A 23,176-nucleotide genomic window follows, 5' to 3' on the forward strand; every position below is an offset into this window, starting at 1 on the left:
TTGAGCAATGTAGTTATTATAGACTCGGTTCGCACGGCTATTGGGAAATTAGGGGGAGCATTGGAAAATGTTCCTGCCGATTTCCTGGCAGCTGCTGTCCTTGATGAAGTTATCAAGAGAGCGGATATTCCTAAAGAGAGTATTGATGAAGTGATTATGGGACAAGCCAAACAAAGTTCAGATGCGTCAAATTTGGCAAGAGTTGCATTGCTCCGGGCAGGATTTCCTGTTGAAGTACCAGGTTATACCGTACACAGACAATGCGGATCCGGCATCCAGGCGATCAATTCTGCCAGTCAACAAATACAATGCGGGTTTGGAGATGTAATCATTGCAGGCGGAGCGGAATCAATGAGCACGGCCCCATACTATATGAGAAATATCCGTTTTGGGTTGAAATCAGGCAATGGACAGTTATTGGACCCGAATACGGAAAGCCAGCCAGGTTCACAGCCCGTTGAAGATTACGGAATGTTGACGATGGGAATGACAGCAGAAAATCTGGCTGAAAAATATTCCATTTCAAGAACTGAACAAGATGAATTTGCTTTAAGGAGCCAAGAAAGTGCAAAACGGGCAATTTCTACTGAAATATTTTCGAATGAGATCGTTCCCTATCAAATTAAAACGAAAAAAGGGTTAATGGAATTTAATGTGGATGAGCACCCAAGAGATACCAGTCTGGAAAAGTTGGCTAATTTAAAACCGGTTTTCAAGAAAAATGGAACGGTAACCGCTGGAAATAGTAGTGGAAGGAATGACGGTGCAGCCGCTCTGATACTAATGTCGGAAGAAGCAGCAAAAAGGCGTGGTAAAAAGCCAAAAGCAAGAGTGATTGCTCAAGCGGCAGCAGGCGTATCACCGAATTACATGGGGCTGGGGCCTGTCAACTCCACCTTGAAAGCGCTTCAAATATCAGGGCTGAAACTGAATGATATTGATTTAATAGAACTGAACGAAGCCTTTTCTGCACAAGCTTTGGCAGTAATCAAAGAATTGAAGCTTGATATGAATAAGGTGAATCCTAATGGCGGTGCCATTGCCATGGGACATCCAATAGGTGCCACTGGTGCAATTTTAGCAACCAAATTGATACATGAGTTAGAAAGAACCGGAAAAAGATATGGGCTAGTCACACTATGTATAGCAGGTGGATTAGGAATCAGTACCATCATTGAAAATCAACAAATATAAAAAACTTAAAAAATGGAGGAAATATTATGAAAAATCAAAAAGTAATCGACGTTTATAATGGATTGGTAGTTAAATTCAAGGAATTAGTTAGTGAATACGAAATTGATCATAATGACTATCAAGCTCTTATTGATTGGATGGATCAATTAGGCAGGGCAGGGGAAATTCCGTTATTTATGGATGTTTTCTTTGAAACTCATGCCCTTCAAGAAATGTATAAAAGTGTAAAAGGAACTGAACCTACTATTCTAGGACCTTATTATATTGAAAATACGCCAGTCGTTCAAAATCCCGGAGTGTTGCCACAACGTGAAAATGAACAAGGTGACGTCCTTTACTTTTCAGGATCTGTTAAAGATGTTAATGGAAATCCGTTATCCAATACCAAAATCGATATGTGGCAGGCTGATACAAATGGTGAATACTCATACTTCGCTGAAGGAATCCCAGATGATAATTTACGTGGCGCTTTTTATACGGATGCGAATGGTAATTTTGAAATAAAAACAGTTGTACCGGGTAATTATTCAATTCCTACAGATGGACCTTCTGGTCAATTCTTAAAGTGGATTGATCATCATGCTTTTCGTCCAGCACATTTGCACCTATTATTCCAACCGGAAAATGGCGATAGATTAGTAACGCAAATATATTTTGAAGGCGATGAATATTTAGAAAATGATGTTGCACAAGGTGTTCGCGGAAGCTTAATTACAAAATTAGAAAAACATTCCGGTGCAGAAAAAGGATTGAAAAATGATTATTATACGGCTCATTTAGATTTTGAACTTAGATTACAAGATAAACCTGTTTTCAATAATGCTGTCGTGAAAAACTAATCATCGATAGGAATATGCATTGTTTGTTAATGGGCAATTTCAAAAGTTATTATCTGATTTTTTTGAGTATTTTCCGAGTTCTTATTTTGGAACTCGGAAAATACATTCGAACCGATATTTTTATGATGGGAGGCGGAAAATGCGTAGTGTAGTTGCTTCGGATATCATTGCTGTCAGTAAATTTAACCGCTTTCATTTACTTGTTTTTCTTTGGTGTTTTTATGCCATCGCTTTCGACGGGTATGAAATAGCGATGTATGGTGTGGGTTTGCCTTGGATGATGGAAGAGTGGGATTTAACTTCCATTCAGGCAGGGGCAGTCGGCAGTTATTCCTTATTCGGCATGATGATTGGCGCCCTGATTTTAGCACCGATCGCAGATAAATATGGCCGGAAGAATGTTCTCGTCATTTGTATGATTTTGTTCAGCGTATTTACCTTGGGGGCAGGGATTGCACCTAACCTCACATGGTTCACTGTCATGCGTTTCATTGCGGCAATTGGCATGGGAGCATTGATGCCGAATGTAATATCGCTAATGACTGAATATTCCCCAAAACAAAATCGGGCCATCATTGTAGCTGCGATGTATTGTGGCTATTCAATCGGTGGAATCATGGCATCATTAGTGGGAATGTATATCATTCCTTATACGGATTGGCGTGTATTATACTTTATTGGAATTCTGCCATTACTTACACTTCCAATATTCATGAAGCAGTTTCCTGAATCCCTTTCCTACTATTTAGCAAAGAAGGAAATTGGTAAGGTTGTTGAAATCCTCAATAAAGTCAAACCAGAAGGGAATTTTAAAGAAACAGACGATTTCAGACTTAGTGAAGCTGAACATAGGGGGAAAGGATCTCCAGTAAAAAAACTATTCACGAACAAACGGGCATTCAGTACGGTTTCCATATGGGTTGCTGTGTTCTGTACATTGATGATGGCTTACGGATTAAATACATGGCTTCCAAAAATGATGCAGGATTCCGGATTCAGTATCACCTCAAGCCTTTCATTTAACCTGGTTTTATGCCTTGGTCAAATTGGAGGTTCCTTAGTAGGCGGTTATTATGCTGGAAAAATGGGTCATCGTAAAATTCTTGTTACACTATTCTTATTAGGGGCCGTTACATTTGTCGCATTGAGCGCTACGACTAATACCATCGGAGTATACTTACTGATTTTTATGGGGGGTGCCTGTACTGTTGGTGCCATGAACTTAGCCAATCCGTATATCACAGAATATTACCCCCGTGAAATCCGTACGACGGGTATGGGCTATTCGCAAGCTATCGGCAGGATTGGCTCAATTCTCGCTCCTACTTTAATTGCCTTTCTTCTGTCAACAGGCATGGATCCGAAGGTGGCTTTTGCTACATTTGCCCTGCCAAGTATCATCGCAGCGGTCGGTTATATTCTGGTCCAAGAAAAACATGGATCTTTTGACAGGGTAGTCAAGGAGGACCATGAAGAGGTAGAATCAGAGAAGACTGTAACTATTTAAAGAAATGATTCACAATTCGGAATACAATCCCCTTGGTTGTTTAATTTTGCAACAAGGGGATCTGCAATTCAATGTTTCTAGGGGCTTTTGAAAATAATAAACTAAGGTTATAAGTAATGGAAGGAAACATAGTAGCATTCATGAATTTAGTAGAACGATGTACTAATATTGGGCATTAGGTTAAGGGGGAAATATATTGAGCTCAGAATTAAAGGCAATAATAGAAGATCGCACATCGGAACCGGTAACTGACAGATCAAAAAAAAGAAAACAGAAAACTGTTCGATGGTTCATCTTATTTCTAATTGCTTTGGTCACGTGTATTAATTACATCGACCGTGCCATCATTTCGCTTGCGGCTCCGAATATTCAAGCCGATTTACAAATTGATCCGGCTATGATGGGAATCATATTTTCCGTATTTGGCTGGAGCTATACCTTCTCCATGCTATTCAGCGGCTACTTTCTTGATAGATTCGGTCCTAGAAAGGTATACACGGTTTCGCTCATTTTATGGTCTGTATTTACATTCATGGTAGGAACCGCGAAAAATATATCGTCACTTATTACATATCGCATAGGACTGGGTGCCTTTGAATCTCCCTCCATACCTACTAATGCCTGGTGTGTATCCGAGTGGTTTCCTAAAAAAGAACGTGCTACTGCTGTTGGGATTTATACGGGTACCCAATATATTGGGTTAGCCTTCCTGACTCCAGTTTTTACATGGATCATCATAACCTTTGGATGGAATTACCTTTTTTATATCGCCGGAATTATAGGGATTCTTATTGGATTTGTTTGGTATGGATTCTATCGGAACCCTAGGGAACATATGCGGATTTCTCAGGAAGAGCTAAATTATATCAAAGAAGGCGGAGGGATGATCGGAACTGAAGAGAAGCATCCTTTCTCCTGGAGCCGATTAGGCCAACTGCTTAAACACCGTCAAATTTGGGGAATGTTCATCGGGCAATTTTCCATTCAAACTACTTTGTTTTTCTTTATGACTTGGTTTCCATCCTATTTGATTGATGAAAAGGGAATGACGATGTTGAAAACCGGAATTTATGCGAGTATTCCTTACATTGTAGCCATATTAGGAACTCTAATTGGCGGCCGATGTTCCGATTGGATGCTGACACGCGGGGTATCAACAGGATTGGCACGTAAACTTCCCATCATTGTCGGATTGTTACTGTCTTGTTTGATTCTCGGGGGGAATTATACGGATTCACCAAACATAGTCATCACCTTTATGGCGATAGCGTTCTTTGGACAGGGGATGGCATCAACAGTTACAGGAGCCCTTTTAGCTGATATTGCCCCGAAAGGAATGGTAGGCCTGACGGGTTCCTCACTATATTTTGTAGCAAACATTGGCGGGGCATTATCTCCGTTAATCGTCGGTTTAATCATTAGTGCGACACATTCTTATGCAGCAGCGTTAACCTTTATATCCGTAGTGGCCCTAATTGGCGCTTTTGCTTATATCTTCCTTCTCGGAAAAGTACAGCGTATAGAAATCACAATGAAAAAATAAAAGGAGAAAGGCGGAATTACATTGAAACTGAGTTTATGCACTACAGGATTTAAAGAATGGGACATAGAGGAAATAATAAATTGGCTGCTTCCTTTGCAAGCGGATGTTAAAGGACTTGAATTATGGAATAAACATATAGAACGGTTTCAGGAGAAGCACGGACCATTGGACAAGTTAGCCAAATTACTTGAAAACAATGATTTACAAATACCATCCATTAGTGGATATACGACTTTTTCAAAACTCTGGAACCAAAAAGAACATCAAAACGAAATCAATCAAGCAAGAAAATTGTTAGATATGGCTCATCAATTAAACTGCCCATTAATACGGACGTTCGCAGGACATATAGCATCAAGGAATGCCTCACCAGAGCAATGGTCGGAAACGGCAACCGAATTAAATAAATTAGGGCAAATGGCTGATCTCTATAGAGTGGATGTAGCAATAGAAATTCACTATGACTCTTTTGCTGATAACCTTGAAGCCATTCAAAAGCTTTTAGAAGATATTGACCATCCACGGATAAAACTGATTTTCGATGGTGCTAACTTATACGTTGATCAATTGAATCCGAAGGAGGTATTGGAATCCATCTTCCCCCATGTCAGCCATGTACATTTAAAAAATTATCACTACAATCATAAAGAGCGATATAAAAACAAACCAGCACCCATTTTTAGTGGGGATGTTGACAATATTCGCTTACTCGAAGAATTGAGAGAGCGGAATTATACAGGCTTTGTTTCTCTGGAATATTTCGGTCAGGAAGGAATGCCTAACTTGCTTGCCTCATTAGAACAATGGAAACAGCAACTGACATATTGATTTCTTTACGGGTATTTTAGCTGAAGATTAAAAATGATTCTTTTCTCTTAATTAGCAGGATATCCCATCAGGGCAGTCGAACATCAATTGGAGCGGTCCAATTAAGAGAAGTTGAATAGGAAGGTGAATATGCAGAATCATGAGCTGGAACAAATCATAAAAAATGCGGACAGGGCAATAAATAATGAGGATTTCGATCATTTAATGGAGTTCTATTCAGAGGATGCAACTTTAGTTGTCAAACCTGGAACTTTTGCAAAAGGGAAAGCGGAAATTCGTCGGGCATTCATTGCTATCGCTGAATACTTTAAACATAGTTTAATCGTCAATCAAGATAAGATGGCAATAATCGAAACGGGAGATACGGCATTGGTTGTGGCAAAAGCCCAGCTAAGTGCCAATCAAAAGGAAGATTCCGAATTCTCATGGAAAGAACCGCGACATATGTATTTAAAAAGGATTCCACGGGTATATGGCGCTGCATAATCGACAACTCTTATGGTGCTGAAATAATCGAAGAATTGAAGTAATAAGTGAAAGCTGCCGTATATGGTGGCTTTTTATTTTTCCAACTAGATTACATCTGTATGTAACTAAGAGGCATTTTGTAAGAGAAAACAAAAATAGCGTTTTTAGTTATTAAAAAATCGCCTATGTATATAAGTGATGATGAAATGATTGTGCCCATTAATAATAAGAACAAAGACTACAATAAAAACATTAATTTACGACAAAACAAGAAGACGAAATCTTTAAGAAATCGCCGTCTCATTTACTAACCGTTAATATTCTTCAATTGTCGCTTATTTTAAAGCTGATAAACTTCTGCTCCATCATTTCATGCATCGCATATTTGACGCCTTCTCGGCCAACTCCGCTGTCCTTCCAACCACCATAAGGCATATTATCAATCCGGTAAGTTGGGATATCATTGATTACGACTCCACCTGTTTCCAAGCGTTCCGCCGCATAAAAAGCTCGTTCTATACTCGGAGTCATCACTCCTGAGTTCAATCCGTAGCGCGAATCATTTGCATCATTGATTGCATCATCCAGCGTATCGAATGGGAAAATGCAGACAATTGGACCAAATACTTCGAAACGAAATACCTTTGAGTCACGATTTACATTGGTTAAGACGGTGGGCAAAAGTACATTGCCTTCCACTGTACCGCCGCACTCAATTTTTGCTCCTTCCTGTACTGCCTCGTCAATCCAACTTTGTAAACGTTCCAATGATTTTTTTGAAATAACCGCTGTAATATTTGTATTTTCGTCCAGTGGGGAACCGATGACAAGCTGTTTTGTTGTGCTTACGAATCGATCTAAAAATTGTTGGTATAGTGATTTGTGGACATAAATTCGTTGAATCGAGATACACACCTGACCATTATTCGTAAATGAACCCATCACACTTCTTTGAATGATTTTATTGATGTCGACTCCTTCATCAATGATGAACGGCGAATTGGATCCGAGTTCAAGGGTAAGCTTACGGAAGCCTGCCTGCTGCTGGATAAGGTGTCCGACCTCTACACTGCCTGTGAAAGTCACTTTTTTTACATGAGGATGGGTGGTCAATGCTTCACTCAAAACATCCCCTTTTCCTGGTATGATGTTCAATACTCCGTCTGGCAACCCTGCTTCTTTAAAAATATCGGCAAGAACCAGTGAACTCAACGGGGTTTGTTCGGCAGGTTTTAACACAATCGAGTTTCCAGCCGCAATAGCTGGCCCAACTTTATGTGCGACCAGATTAAAGGGAAAGTTAAATGGGGTAATCGCAGTAACGACACCAATCGGGGTGCGAACCGTGAAGCCAAAACGGTTTACCCCGCCAACTGCCGCATCCATCGGGATTTGCTCTCCATAATTGTTCTTGGAAGCTTCTGCTGCAAAACGATAGGTCTGAACCGTACGATTCATTTCTTCACGAGCATTTCGAATCGTTTTCGCCGCCTCTAGAGAAATGATTTTCGCAAGTTCTTCACTGCGTTCTTCCATGATTGCTGCAGCTTTAAATAAAATTTCTGCTCGTGCATGAGCCGGGTAGGATCGGTATTTCTGAAAAGCGGCATTTGCCTCAACAATCGCTTCGATGGCATCCGCTGGTTCAGCCTGGCCGATTTGTGCAATTTCTTCATTTGAATGGGGATTAAATAAAGGCTCATACGATTTAGCCTCCCGCCATTTGCCACCGATCCACAATTGCCACTTTTTCTTCATTTGACATTCCTCCAATAATACATGCTCTTTATAATTTACAAATATAATCACCTAGTGTTTTCGATAGCTTTACATTTTCCGAATAATCGACATCCACATCAATCAAGACAATTTCCCGACTCGAAATTGCTTCTTCTAATGCAGGAAGCAATTCATCGGAATGGGTTACTTTCACTCCTTTAACCCCAAAACTTTTTGCGAATCCTAAAAAGTCTGGGTCTGTAAATTCAATCGCATTCGTACGATCAAATTTATTCAATTGCTTCCACTCGATAAGGCCAAATTTTGAATCATGGAAAATGACAATAACGAAAGCAAGACCCAGACGTTTGGCAGTTGCCAATTCAACCCCATTCATCAGAAATCCACCATCCCCTGTAACCGCAATGACAGGTTTGTCAGGTTTTGCCAATTTGGCCGCAATGGCACCGGGAACCGCAATACCCATTGATGCAAAGCCATTAGAAATGATAGTGTGATTAGGTTTTTCCGGCTGATACATCCTGGCAATCCATAATTTATGGGCGCCCACATCCGAAATGACAATGGCATTCCCTTTTTCCGCCTTTTTTATATCGGCAATAATTCGCTGAGGGATGATTGGGCTTCCTGATACTTCATCCGAAGAATGAAGCTTTTCAACAATCTGAGACCTTAACCTTTTAACTTCTGGCCAAAGTTCCTTTTCTTCTACACCAGTAGTCAAGGCTTCAAGTGCCTCTGTGACGTTACCGACCAATTCAGCTTGAACGGGGTAATAGGCATCAATCTCAGCCGGTCGGGCATCAATATGAATAATCGGATTTCTCGCCTCATCGTTCCAATATTTTGGCAAATACTCGACGAAATCATAGCCGACGGTGATAATAAGATCGGCCAAATCAAACCCGCATAGAACATAATCCCTTGCTTGCATCCCTACTGTAAAAAGGGTCAATGGATGGTCAGAAGGTAAAACTCCTTTGGCCATGAACGAATTCACAACGGGAATTTGCTTTTCTTCTGCAAATTTCAGTAAGGACTCAGCAGCTTCATCGCGAACTACGCCATTACCAGCTAGAATAATCGGCTTTTTAGCGCGACTGATTAATTCGACAGCTTTTTTGATTTCTTCCTCGGCAGGGCGGGATCTTGGCATTGGTGTAACCCTTAGTGGTTCACCTTCTGTATCCATCATCGCCACATCTTCAGGGAGTTCTATATGAACAGCTCCCGGCTTTTCTATGACTGCAGTCTTAAATGCTTTACGGATAATTTCCGGAATCGTATGCGGCACCTTAATTTGTTGATTCCATTTCGTTACTTCCTCAAAAACCCCAATAATGTCCACATATTGATGCGACTCCTTATGAATTCGATCAAGGCCCGCCTGTCCTGTAATCGCGACAACAGGGGAATAATCCAGATAAGCATTTCCTATTCCTGTCAATAAATTAGTTGCACCCGGTCCCAATGTGCCCAAGCAGACGCCAGGATTTCCAGTTAGCCGGCCATATATATCTGCCATAAAAGCTGCAGCTTGTTCATGATGAACCAAGATAAATTCAATATCAGAGTTTATTAGAGAATCAATAAGATCCGTATTTTCTTCACCAGGTATCCCAAAAATATACTGAACCCCTTCATTCTCTAAACATCTTACAAACAAATCAGATGCTTTCAAATTATTCCCTCCTCGACCACTTCAATTTCTTTCCCTATATGTTGGCTTTGCCCACTAGAAATTATGTACTTGCGGATTATAAAGAAATTCAGGGTAATAACCTCAATAGTCATAACTAGGAGGGGGAATATGGAAATCGGTTCTAATCTATATAATAATATTGACCGAAATCAGAATCATCACGCCATACTACGGAATTATCCAGTACTGGGCAGGGTGCGATATTTTTTAGAAAAAGTCGGCCCGGAATTTTGGTGAAGAAGGCCTTTTTGTTTGGAAGTTTCGGTTGTAATCAAAATAGATAGGGGGAGAGCAAATGATTAGCTTTGAGATTAATCATGAGCTGTTGAAGACGCTTTACATTCAGAGGGTAGAAGAACACCTAAGGGAGATATGGATTCAAAACAATTGAAGCCATTAATATTAATTCTATTAGGATTATTTTTAATAGGGATTGTGGCAACATTCTATATGTATTTTACTCGGCCAAGTGGTGAGGAAATAGTAAATCAATTTGAAGTTGCGGTAAATCAAGGGGATATAGATACGCTTGAAAAACTAGTAAAAGTTAACAAGGAAATGAAACTTACTAAAAAAATCTAGAACAATTAATTACCTATGACAAAGGAAGGAAATCTTAAAACAACGATACAAAGCTTGCCCCCAGGCATTTATACCGTGACAGGATCTAAAAAATATGAGTATGCTGAGATAAATGCTAAAGAGGAAATTAATCTCTTTGAAGATGATACGTTCAGTAAATCTGTTTCTCTTGAATTAACAGGGGAGCAATTAGCAATAGAATCTGATGTTGGAATTCTCTATGGAAAGAACCGCGACATATGTATTTAAAAAGGATTCCACGGGTATATGGCGCTGTATAATCGACAGCTCTTATGGTGCTGAAATAATCGAATAATTGAAGTAATAAGTGAAAGCTGCCGTATATGGTGGCTTTTTATTTTTAATTGTTATAACTTGCTTATAAATATGAAAAAACTAAGATGGTTGTTGATGTTAAATTTAATAAGCAATTGAAGCTAATAAGAGTATTTGTATGCATGTTAGATTCAATAGACAGCTCATAACTCTATTTGTCATAAAAATAACTTTCCATGTAAAAAAAATTTAACACATTTTCTGTTTTAATAGATCCTTACTATGACAATTTTGAGATTTCCCTTTTATTTTCTCCATTTTTCTAATTCTAATGGTTAAATATTAAACTGGCACGCTGCTTGCAATAACTAATAATGAAAGCTATTAAAACATTATTGGAGGTAGGGAAATGATAGAGCGTCAAATTCAATTTTATAGTGAAGGTTACAAATTAGATGGCACAGTGTATCTTCCAGACGATTATAAAAAAGGAGAAAAAAGACCGGCTATTATTCCGAATTCTGGATATCAAGGGTTTAATGAATTTTATCCAAAGTTATTTGCGAAAAATTTAACAGCGGCAGGTTATGTCTGCTTTGGATTTGATTATCGGAGCTTCGCAAAAAGTGAAGGTGAAGAAGGTCGCGTTATTTTGGATGAGCAGGTAGAAGATATTCAAAATGCGATAACATTCCTCTCCCTCCAGGAAGAAGTAGATTCAGATAGAATAGGATTAATAGGTTGGGGTATGGGCGGTTCGAATGTGGTCCGTGTGGCCGCAAGAGACAAACGGGTTAAGGCAGTTTCAGCACTAAATGGTTTTTATAATGGTCAAAGATGGTTACGCTCTATTCATTCCTACGTTGAATGGAATGAAATCTTGAAAACGGTTGAAAAAGATCGAGAACAACGGGTATTAACTGGGAAGTCCCAACTTGCAAGTACGTTTATTCATTATCCGCTTGATCCGGCCACAGCGGATTATGTTGAAAAGGAACTGGCCGTTCTGTCCCCATTTGGTAAGCAGACAGTATTGCAGTTTACAGACTCAATAATTAGCATGAACGCAGAATTAGAAGTGAAAAATGTAACGGTGCCGCTTTTCATTGCCCATGGAAAAGAAAACTTATTACATCCGCTTGATGAGGCAAATGAACTGTACGAAGCAGCAAATGAACCGAAAAAACTTTATATAATAAATGGTAAGCATAATGATTTCATGTATCATGAGCATGAAGTTTTCCAAGATTTAATTGAAACGCTTAAAGCTTTCTTTGGTGAAATTCTAATAAAAAAGGAAGAAAATATTAAAGTCATCCAAATGCAAGGGTAAAATAGATAATCGCGTGACAGGTGGCAAATTATTTTGTCATCTGTCTTTTCATATTTTGAATCAAAAGGAGCAACTTTATGGATAATAAGCATCCTTTCAAAGCAGCCATTATTGAGTTTAATCCACTATTAAATCAATTGGACAACAATATTGATCATTTGCTTGAGGCGGTAACAGAAGCAGCGAAGAATGGAGCTAAATTAATTGTCACACCGGAAATGGCTACAACAGGCTATCATTACGAGAATCGTCAGTCTATACTTCCATTTGCAGATACGATCCCGGGGAAAACCACTAAACGTTTTGAAGAAATCGCAAACTTTTACGATACACATATTATCATAGGGATGGCGGAGGTAGATGAAGAAGACGGACTTTGCTATAATTCGGCTGCGCTTGTTGGTCCTATGGGATATATCGGAAAATACAGGAAAGTGCATCAATGGGCAACAGAAGATAGCTGGGCACATTGGGGGGACATGGGCATTCCGGTATACGAGACGTCTATTGGGAGGATTGCAGTCATTATTTGTATGGATTCAAGCTATTTTGAATCGGCCCGGATCGTTGCTGTGAAGGGAGCGGATATTCTTTGCTTTCCGACGAATTCAACAGGTGGATCGCTTTCGATGCTGCAGGCATGGGCTGAAATGAACGGTCTGTACGTCATTGGTGCGAATCGTTCCAATACAGAAACCGATTACCATATGATCGGTGCAAGTGCCATTTGGTCACCTTTAGGTAGGAAACTTGCTGAAACCCCATACGTAGAAAAAAGTCACACGAGAGATGAGACAGTCATTTTATATGCGGATATTGACCCTGCTTTATATGAAAATCCCGCAAAAAAAAGAATAGAAAAACGAAAGCCAGACCTATATTCTGATTTAATGTTGCACGTCGGACCTTGGGAGTATAAAAAATCACCATCAAAGCAAATGGATACCGGGACTTATGAAAAAAAGACTTCTACTGCTTTATTGCAGTATGAACCGGTAATAGGAGAAAAAAAAGAAAATCTTAAGAAAATAAAAAACCTCCTGGCGGATGCTAGCTTCAAGGCTAAAAAACAAAAAAGCTTGTTATCACTAGTTATTTGCCCGGAACTTTCCTTAACAGGTCCCGTTAATTCACTTAGCCCTGAGGAAATCCGCAAACTTGCTGAACCCATATATGGAGAAACCATAAGAGAAATGAGAATGCTTTCAACTGAATATCAAATTAATATCATTTTTGGTATGATAGAGGAAGAAAAGAATCTCCTTTATAATACAGTGGTTCTTCTGACGCCAGAGGACGATAGGGTTACCAAAGCCCGTAAAATTCATTTGTCAGAATCGGACGAACGCTGGGCCTCTGCCGGTTGGGAAATGGTAGTAGCAAATGTAACGGATATAGGGCGTGTGGGCCTTATAGTCGGTAGTGATGCTGCATATCCTGAGGTAGCGGGCATTATTGCCGTAAAACGTGCCGATTTTATTGCCATCCCCTCATGCTGGCATGGTGAATTTGGTGCAACACTGGCGCTTCCTGAAAAAATGATGGAAAATAAGTTTCCGATAAATTCGATGACGACATGGGACGCCACGGCAAGATTTTCGCAAACAAAAACACTCATTGCGAATTTTATAGGTTCAGATATTGATTGTAAAGGTGGGAGTGCCGTTTATACACCTGATCCGATTTATGGAAGTGACATTCCCGTAGTTGCCTCTTCTCACAGTGAAGAGGTATTGATAGTGGCTAATTCTAAAATGGGACAAAATTGGTGGTTTGATCAGCATAAGCTATTACTATCAAGAAGGCCGATTTTTTATCGGGAACTGGTAAAGAAGTTACAAATGTAAGCGCTTTGAATCGTTAGTATACTTTAATAATAGGTAACAATTAAAAGTGAGGGTGTTAAGAAGCACAAATAAAAAGTAATTTAATAACAATGTATAAAGTGCTTTTTTCATTTCTCACATATCGAGGTTTTGTAAATGAAAGTATTTCAATCAAGGCTAATGAAGCGTTATGTAACTATTGTTTTAGTTGTCATTTTGTTTGTACTGTCCTCTCTTTATTTGATTGCCATACATGTAATGAATGGATCTGTACGGTCACAAATGGAATATCGAGATGAACTTATAGCCAAAACCCTTGGCAACCAAACAGAGAATATCTTCAAAAATTCAATTTCCGATATGAGACAGGTATCGCCCATTGTTACAAATATTGATAACAAAGCAGAGAATGCTTTTCATGTAGAAATAGAGACGATTTTGGCACAGGATCCACTTTATCTGTTCATAGAAGTATATAAAGAGAATCAGTTGAACCAACGTATTCCGAATGTACCATTTTCTGATTTTATTGAAAATGGTACTATTTTAAAAAGGCTCAGCTGGAGTCAGACAAGCTATATTTCAAATATGATGGAACTGCCTGACGGCCGCAAGACCATTGCGATTGCATATCCATCCATTAATGAAAAGGGAGAATTTAAGGGGAGTGTAGTCGCTTATTTAAATTTAAACATTTTATCAGAACACCTTCAAAAATTTGCAATCGGGGAAGAGGGTGTGAATGCAATAATTGACCGCAATGGAACAATTATTGCACATACCGACCAAAGTTATATTGGCAAATCCATTAAAAATCATGAAGTTGGGATTCATCTTCAAAAAGAAGATATAGATATTTGGAATGGCGAGATTTTCAACAAAGAAATGGCCATTGCGTATCGGCCCATTCTCTTGGGAGATATTAGTTTGATTGTGGGAGAACCGATTAAACAAGCGCTAAAGCCTGCACGAGTGGTCCAAAGTTTACTTTTACAAGGTTTTTCCATCGTTTTCATTATCGCAATAGGACTTGCTATGTTCAGTGCATCAAGAGTGATTCTTCCTGTCACGAAGCTCATCAAGCATGTACAAGAATATAAAGTAGGTAAGCGTAAAGAATTCGTTAAAGTGAAAACAAATGATGAAATTGAGGAATTATCGATTGTATTATCAGAGATGGCAACGGAATTGAGGGAAAAAGAAAGAAGTATGTTTTATATCCTGGAGTCCATTCCATATTGTGTTATTACTACGGACAAGGATGGTAGGATTATGACCTTCAATAAAGGAGCAGAAGATTTAATGCTTTATAGCCGGGAAGAAGTATTAAATCAGCTTATTTTTAATTTGCCGATAATACATGATATACAAGAGTTCGTTCTTTTAAAAACGTTTAATGCAGGGAAGTCTTTTGAAGAAGTAGAAAGCTATATTATTGATAAAGAAAAGGGGTATCATGATGTCCGTATTTATGCATCTCTTCTTAAAGGAGAACAAGATGAGTACATCGGCGCCATTCTTGTCATTCGTGATGTAAGTGAAGTGAAGAAGCTTGAAGAATACTTAAAACAAAGTGAACGGCTAGCATCCCTTGGTGAGCTCACTGCTGGGATTGCCCATGAAATAAAAAATCCTTTAAGTATTATTCAGGTTGCTGCAGAAACAATTCGCCTACAAATAGAAGATGAATTTAAAGAAAAAGAAGTGATTGATGAATTGACAGGAGATATTTTAACAGCCTCTGATCGCATGAACAAACTGTTAACTGATTTTCTGAAGCTAACGAAAGATGATGAATATAACAATCATGTTCTGACAGATTTGGTTATGATTACTGATGAATTGCTTAATTTATTAAGAAGAAAATTTAATGATGCAAACCTTATGGTCACAACCGAATACAATTTTAGTAAAGCTCCCGTTTTGGGGGACCGGCATAAATTGACACAATTGCTTTTAAATATATTTTTGAACAGTATTCAAGCGATAAAAGATGAGGGTAATATTCATGTTGCGCTTAAAGAGAAAGGGGCATATTGGCAGCTTTCCATTTCGGATACCGGAGAAGGCATTAGGAAAGAAAAATTAAACTGGGTCTTCAATCCGTTTTATTCCACGAAACCAGAGGGAACAGGTTTAGGTTTATCTATTGCTCACGAAATTATAGTTCAACATGGTGGGAAGATATGGGCGGAAAGCGTATTCTCTCAAGGAACCACAATACATATTGAAATACTAAAACATGAGGAGAATGAATATGAAGAGCATTCTGTTTGTGGATGATGAAATTAGACTTTTGCGTGTTCTATCATTGTCATTTCGCAAGAAGGGATATGAAGTAATTCTTGCTGCCAATGGACAAGAAGCACGAAGAAGAATGAAAGAAGACGGCCCCAACCTTGTTTTCCTCGATTTAAATCTTCCAGATGCAAATGGTTTGGAACTTTTAGAGGAATTCATGGCACTCTATCCTCAAAAGGTATTTGTCATCATGACGGCTTATGGCGATATAGAAAGCGCTGTATCCGCTATAAGGGCAGGTGCATTTGATTATTTAGAAAAACCAGCGAAACTAGAGGAAATAGAACTTGTTATTAACAGAGCTTATACACTACTTGAAGTAAAACAAGAGAATATCCAACTGAAAAGTCAGTTAAACAAACTTGAATCTATAGAGGGCTTTATTAGTATAAGCAAGCAAATGAAGCAGATTTACGAATTAATTGAACGTGTCTCCGCCACTGATGCAACGGTTCTTCTTCATGGGGAAAGCGGAACAGGTAAAAGTATGATCGCCAAGATGATTCATTCCTTAAGTGATCGCAATAACGGTCAATTCATTGCTGTAAACTGCGCTGCTATCCCTGAAAATTTGCTGGAAAGCGAGATTTTCGGTTATGAAAAGGGTGCATTTACCGGTGCCACAGCAAGTCGTGCAGGGAAATTTGAAGCAGCACAAAATGGTACTATCTTCTTGGATGAAATTGGCGAAGTGCCACTTACGCTTCAAGCTAAGCTTCTTCAAGTCGTGCAGGAGAAATCCTTCATGCGTCTTGGTAGCAATCAATTAAAACAAGTAGACGTTCGAATTATTTCTGCAACAAATCGTAATTTGAAACAAATGGTACAAGAGGGGAATTTCCGTGAAGATTTGTATTATCGCTTGAATATTATAGATATGCATATTCCGGCACTTAGAGAAAGAAAAGAAGATGTTCCCCTTCTGGTTGGGGAATTTTTGGAGAAGCACCGTAAAAAAATGAAGAAAAATTTTCGAGTGTCACCTCAGCTTATGAATATATTGAAAGCATATGAATGGCCAGGAAATGTTCGGGAGCTTCAAAATGCCGTTGAGCGAGCAGCAGTTTTATGTAAGGAGGAAGACTTGTCGTTACAAGATTTCCCTTCTGAAATTAGGGGATCTAGTGAAATGAATGCAGAGTTTCCTTCAATCGTTTCTTTTAATAAAAAGAGAACGCTTCCAGAACAAATGGAAGACATTGAACGGCAATTTATATTGTCTGCGGTTGAAGAGAACGATGGGCAAATTTCCGCAGCAGCCAGAGAGCTGGGAATTTCAAGACAGCGGCTATTTTACAAGATAAATAAGTATCATGAACAAATGAATAAGTCATCTGAAGAAATTAAGCAAAAAAAGGAAGAATTATTTTAATTCTTCTTTTTTTTCGTTTTTCTGATGTTTTTGGCAATCCTCAAAGTTTGTAAAAGTATTTTTTCAAAGCGAAAAATTTTTTTACAAAATATATCAAAAAGATATGTAGAAATTGAAAAAAAGCCCATATATAGTTGGCATGTTACTTGCATTAATTTATTAAAGAATTAACTTTTAAAAAGGAGTGGCATAGATGGATTTTCATCCGTTATTAGAAGGTGCAATAGAGTTACATTGCCATACGTATCCTAGTATTTTCCCAAGAAAGCAGAATGATTGGGAATTTATAGAAGACTTAAAAAAAGCTAAAATGGCAGGTGCCGTATTAAAAGCACATGAGGCATCAACTGTGGACCGCACGACATTAATCCGTTTAAAAGAGCCAGAACTTCATGTTTACGGTGGACTTGTTTTAAATGAATTTACAGGTGGCTTATCACCCAAAGCGGTTGATGCAGCAATAAGGCAAGGTGCCAAAATAATTTGGATGCCGACTATTTCAGCAAATCAGCATTGTTGTAATTTTGCAAAAAAAAAGACCCGCTTTTTCAATAGTGAACGAAGCCTGCCCATTGAAGAAGGTTTAACTATTTTGGATGAGAATAGACAGATAAAACCAGAAGTCATTGAAATTCTGGAACTTATCAGTGAAGCAAATATCACCCTTGCAACAGGTCATCTATCGGAAGAAGAAGTCTCTGTGTTAATTGACGCAGCCAATGAACATCATATCGACAAGATCTTAATTCAGCATGCAGATCTAGGCATTGCCCCAGTATCAATAGAAAAGCAAAAAGAGTTTGCCAAAAAAGGCGCTATAATCGAGAAATGCTATTTAGCCTGCGGTGAGGATTTTCAAGATTTAACGATAACACAAATGGCTAAGTCAATACGGGAAATTGGTCCAGCGTCATGTGTGCTTGTAACAGATTATGGCCAAGAACACAATATTCCGCCAATAGAAGCATTAAGTCGCTTTGTCAGTGCAATGATCGAAGAAGGTATAACAGAAACCGAGATTGAAAGGATGATCATTCATAATCCAAAGCAGCTTTTAGATATTGAAAAGTGAGGATGACAAGTGATGAAAGAGCAGCTATTAAGGCTTATATATACCATCGTTCCAAAAGAAAGGGTACTGACAGATTTAGCAGAGCTTTATTCTTATAGCTTTGATGCATCATTCGGCGAATACTTGCCGGAAATCGTTATTCAACCAAAAAATAAAGTAGAAGTTGCTGACTTGGTCAAGCTTGCAAACGAATTTAAAATTCCTGTTTATCCTAGAGGAGCGGCTACCTCCTTAAGCGGGGGTTCCCTTGCTGTTGAAGGGGGCATGATTCTAGATATGTCACAATTTGAAAAAAAACTTGTGATTGACCGTGAAAATTTACTGGCAATCTCCTCACCAAGTGTAATTACAAGTGACATACAACAAAAGGCAGAAGAGGTAGGCTTATTTTATCCACCGGACCCAAGCAGTTCCCATGTTTCAACAATTGGAGGGAATTTGTTGGAAAATTCAAGTGGTCCAAAAGGCTTGAAATATGGTACTACGAAGGAATATGTAATTGGTTTAGAAGTTGTTACACCAACTGGAGAAATTATTCGCACAGGAGGTCGAACGGTTAAAAATGTGACTGGCTACGATTTAACAAGGCTCATAGTTGGATCGGAAGGCACACTGGGAATTGTAACAGAAGCCATTTTGCGTCTGATACCAAAGCCGCTTGCAAGAAAAACACTTTTAGCTTCATTTGTACGAATTGCTGATTCGGGGCATGCGATAACAAAAATATTATCAAATGGAATATTACCAAGTGCGATGGAATTAATGGATAATGCATGTATTCGTGCGGTTGAAAATTACTCACCAGCAGGTTTGCCCATTGAGGCGGAAGCCATCGTCATTATTGAAGTGGATGGGCATCCAGCGGCAATCGATGAAGAAATAAAAAAATGTGAAGATATCTGTCTTTTACAAGGGGCGACTAGTGTCAAAGTGGCGAAAACAGATGCTGAGCGTGATGAGATTTGGAAAGCGCGTAAAATGGTTTCTCCAGCTATTACACAAATGGGACCAACCAAAATTTCTGAAGATGCGACAGTACCAAGAAGTCAAATCCCCGAGATGATTGAAAAGCTTTATCAAATTCGTGAGAAATATCAGTTGAACCTAGTTGTTTTTGGTCACGCGGGGGACGGTAACCTCCATCCCAATATTATTACAGACAAGAGAAATATCGAAGAAATGAAACGTGTCGAAGATGCAGTCAGTGAAATTTTTGAAGCTGCCATCGAACTTGGCGGTACGCTTTCAGGGGAACATGGGATTGGGATATTAAAATCTCCTTATATGGAATTGGAGCTTGGATCAGATGGATTGCTAATGATGAAAAAAATTAAAGATGCATGGGATCCAAATTCTATATTAAACCCAGGAAAAATATTTCCACAGCCTGGAAAACTAAAGGTGGAATTAACATGAATAAAGCACCTCACGAAAAGGAATTAGCAATTACAGATAAGTTCACTCAAAAATTGCGTGATCTTTCGTATGAAGCAACCAATCAATGTGTGCAATGCGGATATTGTCTTCCTGCTTGTCCAACATATGAATCTATGGGGAAAGAATCACAATCGCCTCGCGGACGAATTAACCTGGTTAAAATGGCTGCAGAGGGAAAAATCGATCTTCAAAAAGATCTAGTTGAGCCAATTGACCTTTGTCTTGGTTGCAGAGCCTGTGAAGTAGCGTGCCCCGTAAATGTACCATACGGACAAATTTATGAGGCAGCTAAAGAAGTCATTACAGAACATCAAAAGCATGAACATCATAAAAAGCAAAAAAATAAACCTAAGATTCAAACAAAAGTGGTCGATTTTACGCTGACCAGTTTATTTCCGCATCGCAATCGTCTTCGTACATTAGGCAATCTAACGTGGCTATATCAAAAAACAAAAATAAATAAAGTGGTGCAAAAAACAAAAATGATTAACAAAGTGTCAGAGCCCATGGGACAGTTTGAAAAGATCCTGCCGGAGCTCGAAGCACCAATCAAACGATATAAATACGGACAAAAATTTCCAGCATTAGGCGAGACAAAAGCAGTAATTGCCTTTTTCCCGGGATGCATCATGGACGCTATCATGTCAAAGATTAATAGGCTAACAATTGAACTGCTTCAAGTAATTGGCTGTGAAGTGATTATTCCGAAAAATCAAAAATGTTGCGGTGCACTTCATTCCCATCAAGGAATGAAGGATGGTGCTGTAAAACTCGCAAAAGCAAATATAGAAGCATTTGAAGCATCCGGTGCCGATTATTATGTCAATAACGCTGGAGGCTGCGGAGCGATGCTTAGTGAGTATAATCACCTTTTTGGCGAAGAACCGGAATGGAAAAAGCGCAGTGAAGCATTTGTAGGGAAATCAAAAGATATTACCGAAATTCTGGTGAAGTTTGGTCCACTCCCGTTTAAAAAAGAATGGAATGGTATTATAACTTATCAAGATTCTTGTCATTTGAGAAATGTCCAGGGAGTATTTCAAGAACCTAGGGAGCTTCTTAAATCCATACCAGGGGCAAGTTTTATGGAGATGGAGGGAAGTGACCGCTGCTGTGCATCCGGCGGTATTTATAATTTAATGAATTTTGATGAATCGATGAAAATATTAGACGAAAAGATGTATAAGGCGGGAAAAACAAATGCAAAAACAATTGTAACAACAAATCCGGGGTGCCTGCTCCAAATGAAACTAGGTGTAGAGAGAAGCGGTACAGGAGATGATGTGGATGCTAAACACATTGTGGAAATATTGGCAGAAGCTTGTTTAATTAAGTAGGAACACGTTTTTATAAGTGACATTAGACCATATTAAGAAGCAATTTATTTTTACAACTAAATAAAAAAGTGACCTGAATTATGCAAGACTATCAAGTCATAATCGAATCATTTAAATTAAAGGAGGGTAAAAAGTGGATTTATTGGACTTTATCGGGTCGAACTGGGGAGAGCTTTTAGCAATGACATGGGAGCACATCCAATTAGTTGGATTAGCAGTTGGTGTAGCCATATTACTCGGTGTTCCATTTGGAGTTTATATTACACAGCATGAAAAGTTATCAAATCTTGTACTGGCAGTAGCAGGCATTATTATGACGATACCAAGTATTGCACTGTTCGGTATCATGATTCCGATTTTATCTATCATTAATCAAGGGATTGGGTTTTTACCAGCGTTTATCGCATTGGTCTTGTACTCGCAGCTTCCAATCATCCGTAATACATTCATCGCTGTTAAAAATGTAGATCCCAATATGCGCGACGCTGCAATAGGAATGGGAATGACGGCATGGCAACGTCTTTTAAAAGTTGAAATCCCAATTGCCCTTCCAGTAATTATGGCAGGAATTAGAATGGCCGTTGTATTAACGATTGGAATTGGGGCAATTGCTGCCTATATCGGTGCGGGTGGACTTGGGGTATATATCGCAAGAGGAATATCCACAAGTTACACAGAGATGGTTCAAGCTGGAGCCATTGCCGTTTCAATATTAGCTATCGCTGCTGATTATTTACTAGGTCAGGTACAAAAACGGGTTTCGCCCAAAAAAGCTCATATAGGATAAGAAAGGGGATGACTTATGATTACATTTAAAAATGTGTCGAAGGTATACAAAAGCTCTGGAAAATCGGTGAAGGCAGTAGATAATGTAAATATGACAATTGAAAAAGGAGAAATTTGTGTATTTCTTGGTCCCTCAGGTTGTGGGAAAACAACTCTTTTACGAATGGTTAATCGTTTGGTTTCTATCACAGAGGGGACTATTGAAGTCGGAGGAAAAGATATTTACTCATTGGATCCAATCGAATTAAGACGTTCAATCGGTTATGTAATTCAACAAAATGGTTTGTTTCCGAATATGACAATTGAACAAAACATTAATGTTGTACCAAAGATGCTGGATTGGAACGAAGGGGAAATGAAAAAACGATACAAAGAATTAATGGAGATGATGGGGTTAAACCATGAGGAATACCGAAAGCGTTATCCTTGGGAATTATCAGGCGGACAGCAACAGCGTATTGGAGTGGCAAGGGCGCTGGCGGCAGACCCGCCAGTTATGTTGATGGATGAACCATTTGGGGCACTAGATCCGATTATTCGCGATCGGTTGCAAAATGAATTTTTACGAATTCAAAAAGATGTAAAGAAAACGATCTTATTTATCAGTCACGATATCGATGAGGCTTTGTGTCTTGGGGATAAAATTGCTATATTTAACGATGGCCAAATCATGCAGTATGGAACACCGGATGAGATTTTGTCTAATCCAAAAAATGATTTTGTTAACAACTTTATTGGAAGTGATCGTGAAATTAAACGTTTACAACTATTAACGGTCAGGGATCTATTAAATAAAGCGAAAAAGGTAAATCGAAAAATGAATATGAAAATTGAATCTAGCGAATATGTGGTTAATATTGATGCAGATCTTCGAACAGCACTGTCTCTATTATTATCATCACCAAAAGGGGAAGCTGTGATTTTGGATCATAAAGGACAGCCAAGCGGAGTATTAGGTATTGGTGACTTTGAAGTTTTGACAGGTGTTCACCCTTCGAAATTAAAGTCAATAATTCAATAAGGTGGGTGTCTT

19 protein-coding genes and 1 pseudogene are annotated in these 23,176 nt (G+C 38.8%); 18 read left to right on the forward strand and 2 right to left on the reverse strand.

What is annotated here, in order from left to right:
* The 6 genes and pseudogenes from ABC374_RS08485 (at nt 1) to ABC374_RS08510 (ending at nt 6,441) form a co-directional block, all read left to right on the forward strand.
* Nucleotides 1-1,194, forward strand: coding sequence for a thiolase family protein (locus ABC374_RS08485; protein WP_413017005.1), 1,194 nt, complete (start codon nt 1-3; stop codon nt 1,192-1,194).
* 26 nt (nt 1,195-1,220) lie between these two features.
* Nucleotides 1,221-2,033, forward strand: a complete 813-nt coding sequence (locus tag ABC374_RS08490) for a dioxygenase family protein (RefSeq protein ID WP_413017007.1) — start codon at nt 1,221-1,223, stop codon at nt 2,031-2,033.
* Between the two features lie 139 nt (nt 2,034-2,172).
* Nucleotides 2,173-3,540, forward strand: coding sequence for an MFS transporter (locus tag ABC374_RS08495; protein ID WP_413017009.1), 1,368 nt, complete (start codon nt 2,173-2,175; stop codon nt 3,538-3,540).
* 196 nt (nt 3,541-3,736) lie between these two features.
* Complete coding sequence (locus ABC374_RS08500) at nt 3,737-5,083, forward strand: MFS transporter (RefSeq protein WP_350302257.1); 1,347 nt, start codon at nt 3,737-3,739, stop codon at nt 5,081-5,083.
* A gap of 21 nt (nt 5,084-5,104) precedes the next feature.
* A complete protein-coding gene (locus ABC374_RS08505) occupies nt 5,105-5,911 on the forward strand; it encodes a sugar phosphate isomerase/epimerase family protein (protein WP_413017011.1) in 807 nt (268 codons plus the stop codon).
* A gap of 129 nt (nt 5,912-6,040) precedes the next feature.
* Nucleotides 6,041-6,441 (forward strand): annotated as a pseudogene (locus tag ABC374_RS08510) (YybH family protein).
* Between the two features lie 262 nt (nt 6,442-6,703).
* Here ABC374_RS08510 and ABC374_RS08515 read toward each other — a convergent pair.
* Nucleotides 6,704-8,137 (reverse strand): aldehyde dehydrogenase family protein, encoded by a 1,434-nt coding sequence (locus ABC374_RS08515; protein ID WP_413017013.1) that lies wholly within the window; start codon nt 8,135-8,137, stop codon nt 6,704-6,706.
* Between the two features lie 28 nt (nt 8,138-8,165).
* On the reverse strand, nt 8,166-9,800 hold the full coding sequence (locus ABC374_RS08520; protein WP_413017015.1) for an acetolactate synthase large subunit: 1,635 nt from the start codon (nt 9,798-9,800) through the stop codon (nt 8,166-8,168).
* 129 nt (nt 9,801-9,929) lie between these two features.
* Between ABC374_RS08520 and ABC374_RS08525 the strand changes: the two genes are divergently transcribed.
* The 12 genes from ABC374_RS08525 to ABC374_RS08580 all read left to right on the forward strand — a co-directional run bounded on the left by ABC374_RS08525 (nt 9,930) and on the right by ABC374_RS08580 (nt 23,164).
* Entirely contained in the window at nt 9,930-10,058 is a 129-nt protein-coding gene (locus ABC374_RS08525) for a hypothetical protein (RefSeq protein WP_413020445.1), read from the forward strand.
* A gap of 135 nt (nt 10,059-10,193) precedes the next feature.
* The gene (locus ABC374_RS08530) at nt 10,194-10,403 is read left to right on the forward strand and encodes a hypothetical protein (protein WP_350302263.1); all 210 of its coding nucleotides are present in this window, start codon (nt 10,194-10,196) and stop codon (nt 10,401-10,403) included.
* A 15-nt stretch (nt 10,404-10,418) separates the two neighbouring features.
* Nucleotides 10,419-10,652, forward strand: a complete 234-nt coding sequence (locus ABC374_RS08535; RefSeq protein ID WP_413017017.1) for a hypothetical protein — start codon at nt 10,419-10,421, stop codon at nt 10,650-10,652.
* Between the two features lie 436 nt (nt 10,653-11,088).
* Nucleotides 11,089-12,012, forward strand: a complete 924-nt coding sequence (locus ABC374_RS08540; protein ID WP_350302264.1) for an alpha/beta hydrolase — start codon at nt 11,089-11,091, stop codon at nt 12,010-12,012.
* A gap of 77 nt (nt 12,013-12,089) precedes the next feature.
* On the forward strand, nt 12,090-13,859 hold the full coding sequence (locus ABC374_RS08545) for a nitrilase-related carbon-nitrogen hydrolase (RefSeq protein ID WP_413017019.1): 1,770 nt from the start codon (nt 12,090-12,092) through the stop codon (nt 13,857-13,859).
* Nucleotides 13,860-13,994: 135 nt separating this feature from the next.
* Nucleotides 13,995-16,121, forward strand: a complete 2,127-nt coding sequence (locus ABC374_RS08550; RefSeq protein WP_413017021.1) for an ATP-binding protein — start codon at nt 13,995-13,997, stop codon at nt 16,119-16,121.
* A complete protein-coding gene (locus ABC374_RS08555) occupies nt 16,096-17,511 on the forward strand; it encodes a sigma-54-dependent transcriptional regulator (protein ID WP_350302267.1) in 1,416 nt (471 codons plus the stop codon). Before ABC374_RS08550 ends, ABC374_RS08555 begins: the two co-directional genes overlap by 26 nt.
* Before the next feature lie 193 nt (nt 17,512-17,704).
* On the forward strand, nt 17,705-18,583 hold the full coding sequence (locus tag ABC374_RS08560) for a DUF6282 family protein (protein ID WP_350302268.1): 879 nt from the start codon (nt 17,705-17,707) through the stop codon (nt 18,581-18,583).
* Between the two features lie 12 nt (nt 18,584-18,595).
* Nucleotides 18,596-19,999 (forward strand): FAD-binding oxidoreductase, encoded by a 1,404-nt coding sequence (locus ABC374_RS08565; protein ID WP_413017024.1) that lies wholly within the window; start codon nt 18,596-18,598, stop codon nt 19,997-19,999.
* On the forward strand, nt 19,996-21,357 hold the full coding sequence (locus ABC374_RS08570; RefSeq protein ID WP_413017026.1) for a (Fe-S)-binding protein: 1,362 nt from the start codon (nt 19,996-19,998) through the stop codon (nt 21,355-21,357). The genes ABC374_RS08565 and ABC374_RS08570 overlap by 4 nt, the downstream gene beginning before the upstream one ends.
* A gap of 133 nt (nt 21,358-21,490) precedes the next feature.
* A complete protein-coding gene (locus ABC374_RS08575; protein WP_133349104.1) occupies nt 21,491-22,144 on the forward strand; it encodes an ABC transporter permease in 654 nt (217 codons plus the stop codon).
* Between the two features lie 15 nt (nt 22,145-22,159).
* The gene (locus tag ABC374_RS08580; protein WP_350302271.1) at nt 22,160-23,164 is read left to right on the forward strand and encodes an ABC transporter ATP-binding protein; all 1,005 of its coding nucleotides are present in this window, start codon (nt 22,160-22,162) and stop codon (nt 23,162-23,164) included.
* The last annotated feature ends 12 nt before the right edge of the window (nt 23,165-23,176 follow it).

Source organism: Peribacillus phoenicis (genome assembly GCF_047238085.1).
Classification (GTDB): Bacteria; Bacillota; Bacilli; order Bacillales; family DSM-1321; genus Peribacillus.

Excerpts from the sequence above, each read along its gene's own strand:
- ABC374_RS08570 (WP_413017026.1), top strand. The coding sequence starts at position 19,996 with ATGAATAAAGCACCTCACGAAAAGGAATTAGCAATTACAGATAAGTTC.
- ABC374_RS08545 (WP_413017019.1), top strand. The coding sequence starts at position 12,090 with ATGGATAATAAGCATCCTTTCAAAGCAGCCATTATTGAGTTTAATCCA.
- ABC374_RS08525 (WP_413020445.1), top strand. The coding sequence starts at position 9,930 with ATGGAAATCGGTTCTAATCTATATAATAATATTGACCGAAATCAGAAT.
- ABC374_RS08495 (WP_413017009.1), top strand. The coding sequence starts at position 2,173 with ATGCGTAGTGTAGTTGCTTCGGATATCATTGCTGTCAGTAAATTTAAC.
- ABC374_RS08535 (WP_413017017.1), top strand. The coding sequence starts at position 10,419 with ATGACAAAGGAAGGAAATCTTAAAACAACGATACAAAGCTTGCCCCCA.
- ABC374_RS08555 (WP_350302267.1), top strand. The coding sequence starts at position 16,096 with ATGAAGAGCATTCTGTTTGTGGATGATGAAATTAGACTTTTGCGTGTT.
- ABC374_RS08550 (WP_413017021.1), top strand. The coding sequence starts at position 13,995 with ATGAAAGTATTTCAATCAAGGCTAATGAAGCGTTATGTAACTATTGTT.
- ABC374_RS08530 (WP_350302263.1), top strand. The coding sequence starts at position 10,194 with ATGGATTCAAAACAATTGAAGCCATTAATATTAATTCTATTAGGATTA.
- ABC374_RS08540 (WP_350302264.1), top strand. The coding sequence starts at position 11,089 with ATGATAGAGCGTCAAATTCAATTTTATAGTGAAGGTTACAAATTAGAT.
- ABC374_RS08560 (WP_350302268.1), top strand. The coding sequence starts at position 17,705 with ATGGATTTTCATCCGTTATTAGAAGGTGCAATAGAGTTACATTGCCAT.
- ABC374_RS08565 (WP_413017024.1), top strand. The coding sequence starts at position 18,596 with ATGAAAGAGCAGCTATTAAGGCTTATATATACCATCGTTCCAAAAGAA.
- ABC374_RS08580 (WP_350302271.1), top strand. The coding sequence starts at position 22,160 with ATGATTACATTTAAAAATGTGTCGAAGGTATACAAAAGCTCTGGAAAA.
- ABC374_RS08490 (WP_413017007.1), top strand. The coding sequence starts at position 1,221 with ATGAAAAATCAAAAAGTAATCGACGTTTATAATGGATTGGTAGTTAAA.
- ABC374_RS08515 (WP_413017013.1), bottom strand. The coding sequence starts at position 8,137 with ATGAAGAAAAAGTGGCAATTGTGGATCGGTGGCAAATGGCGGGAGGCT.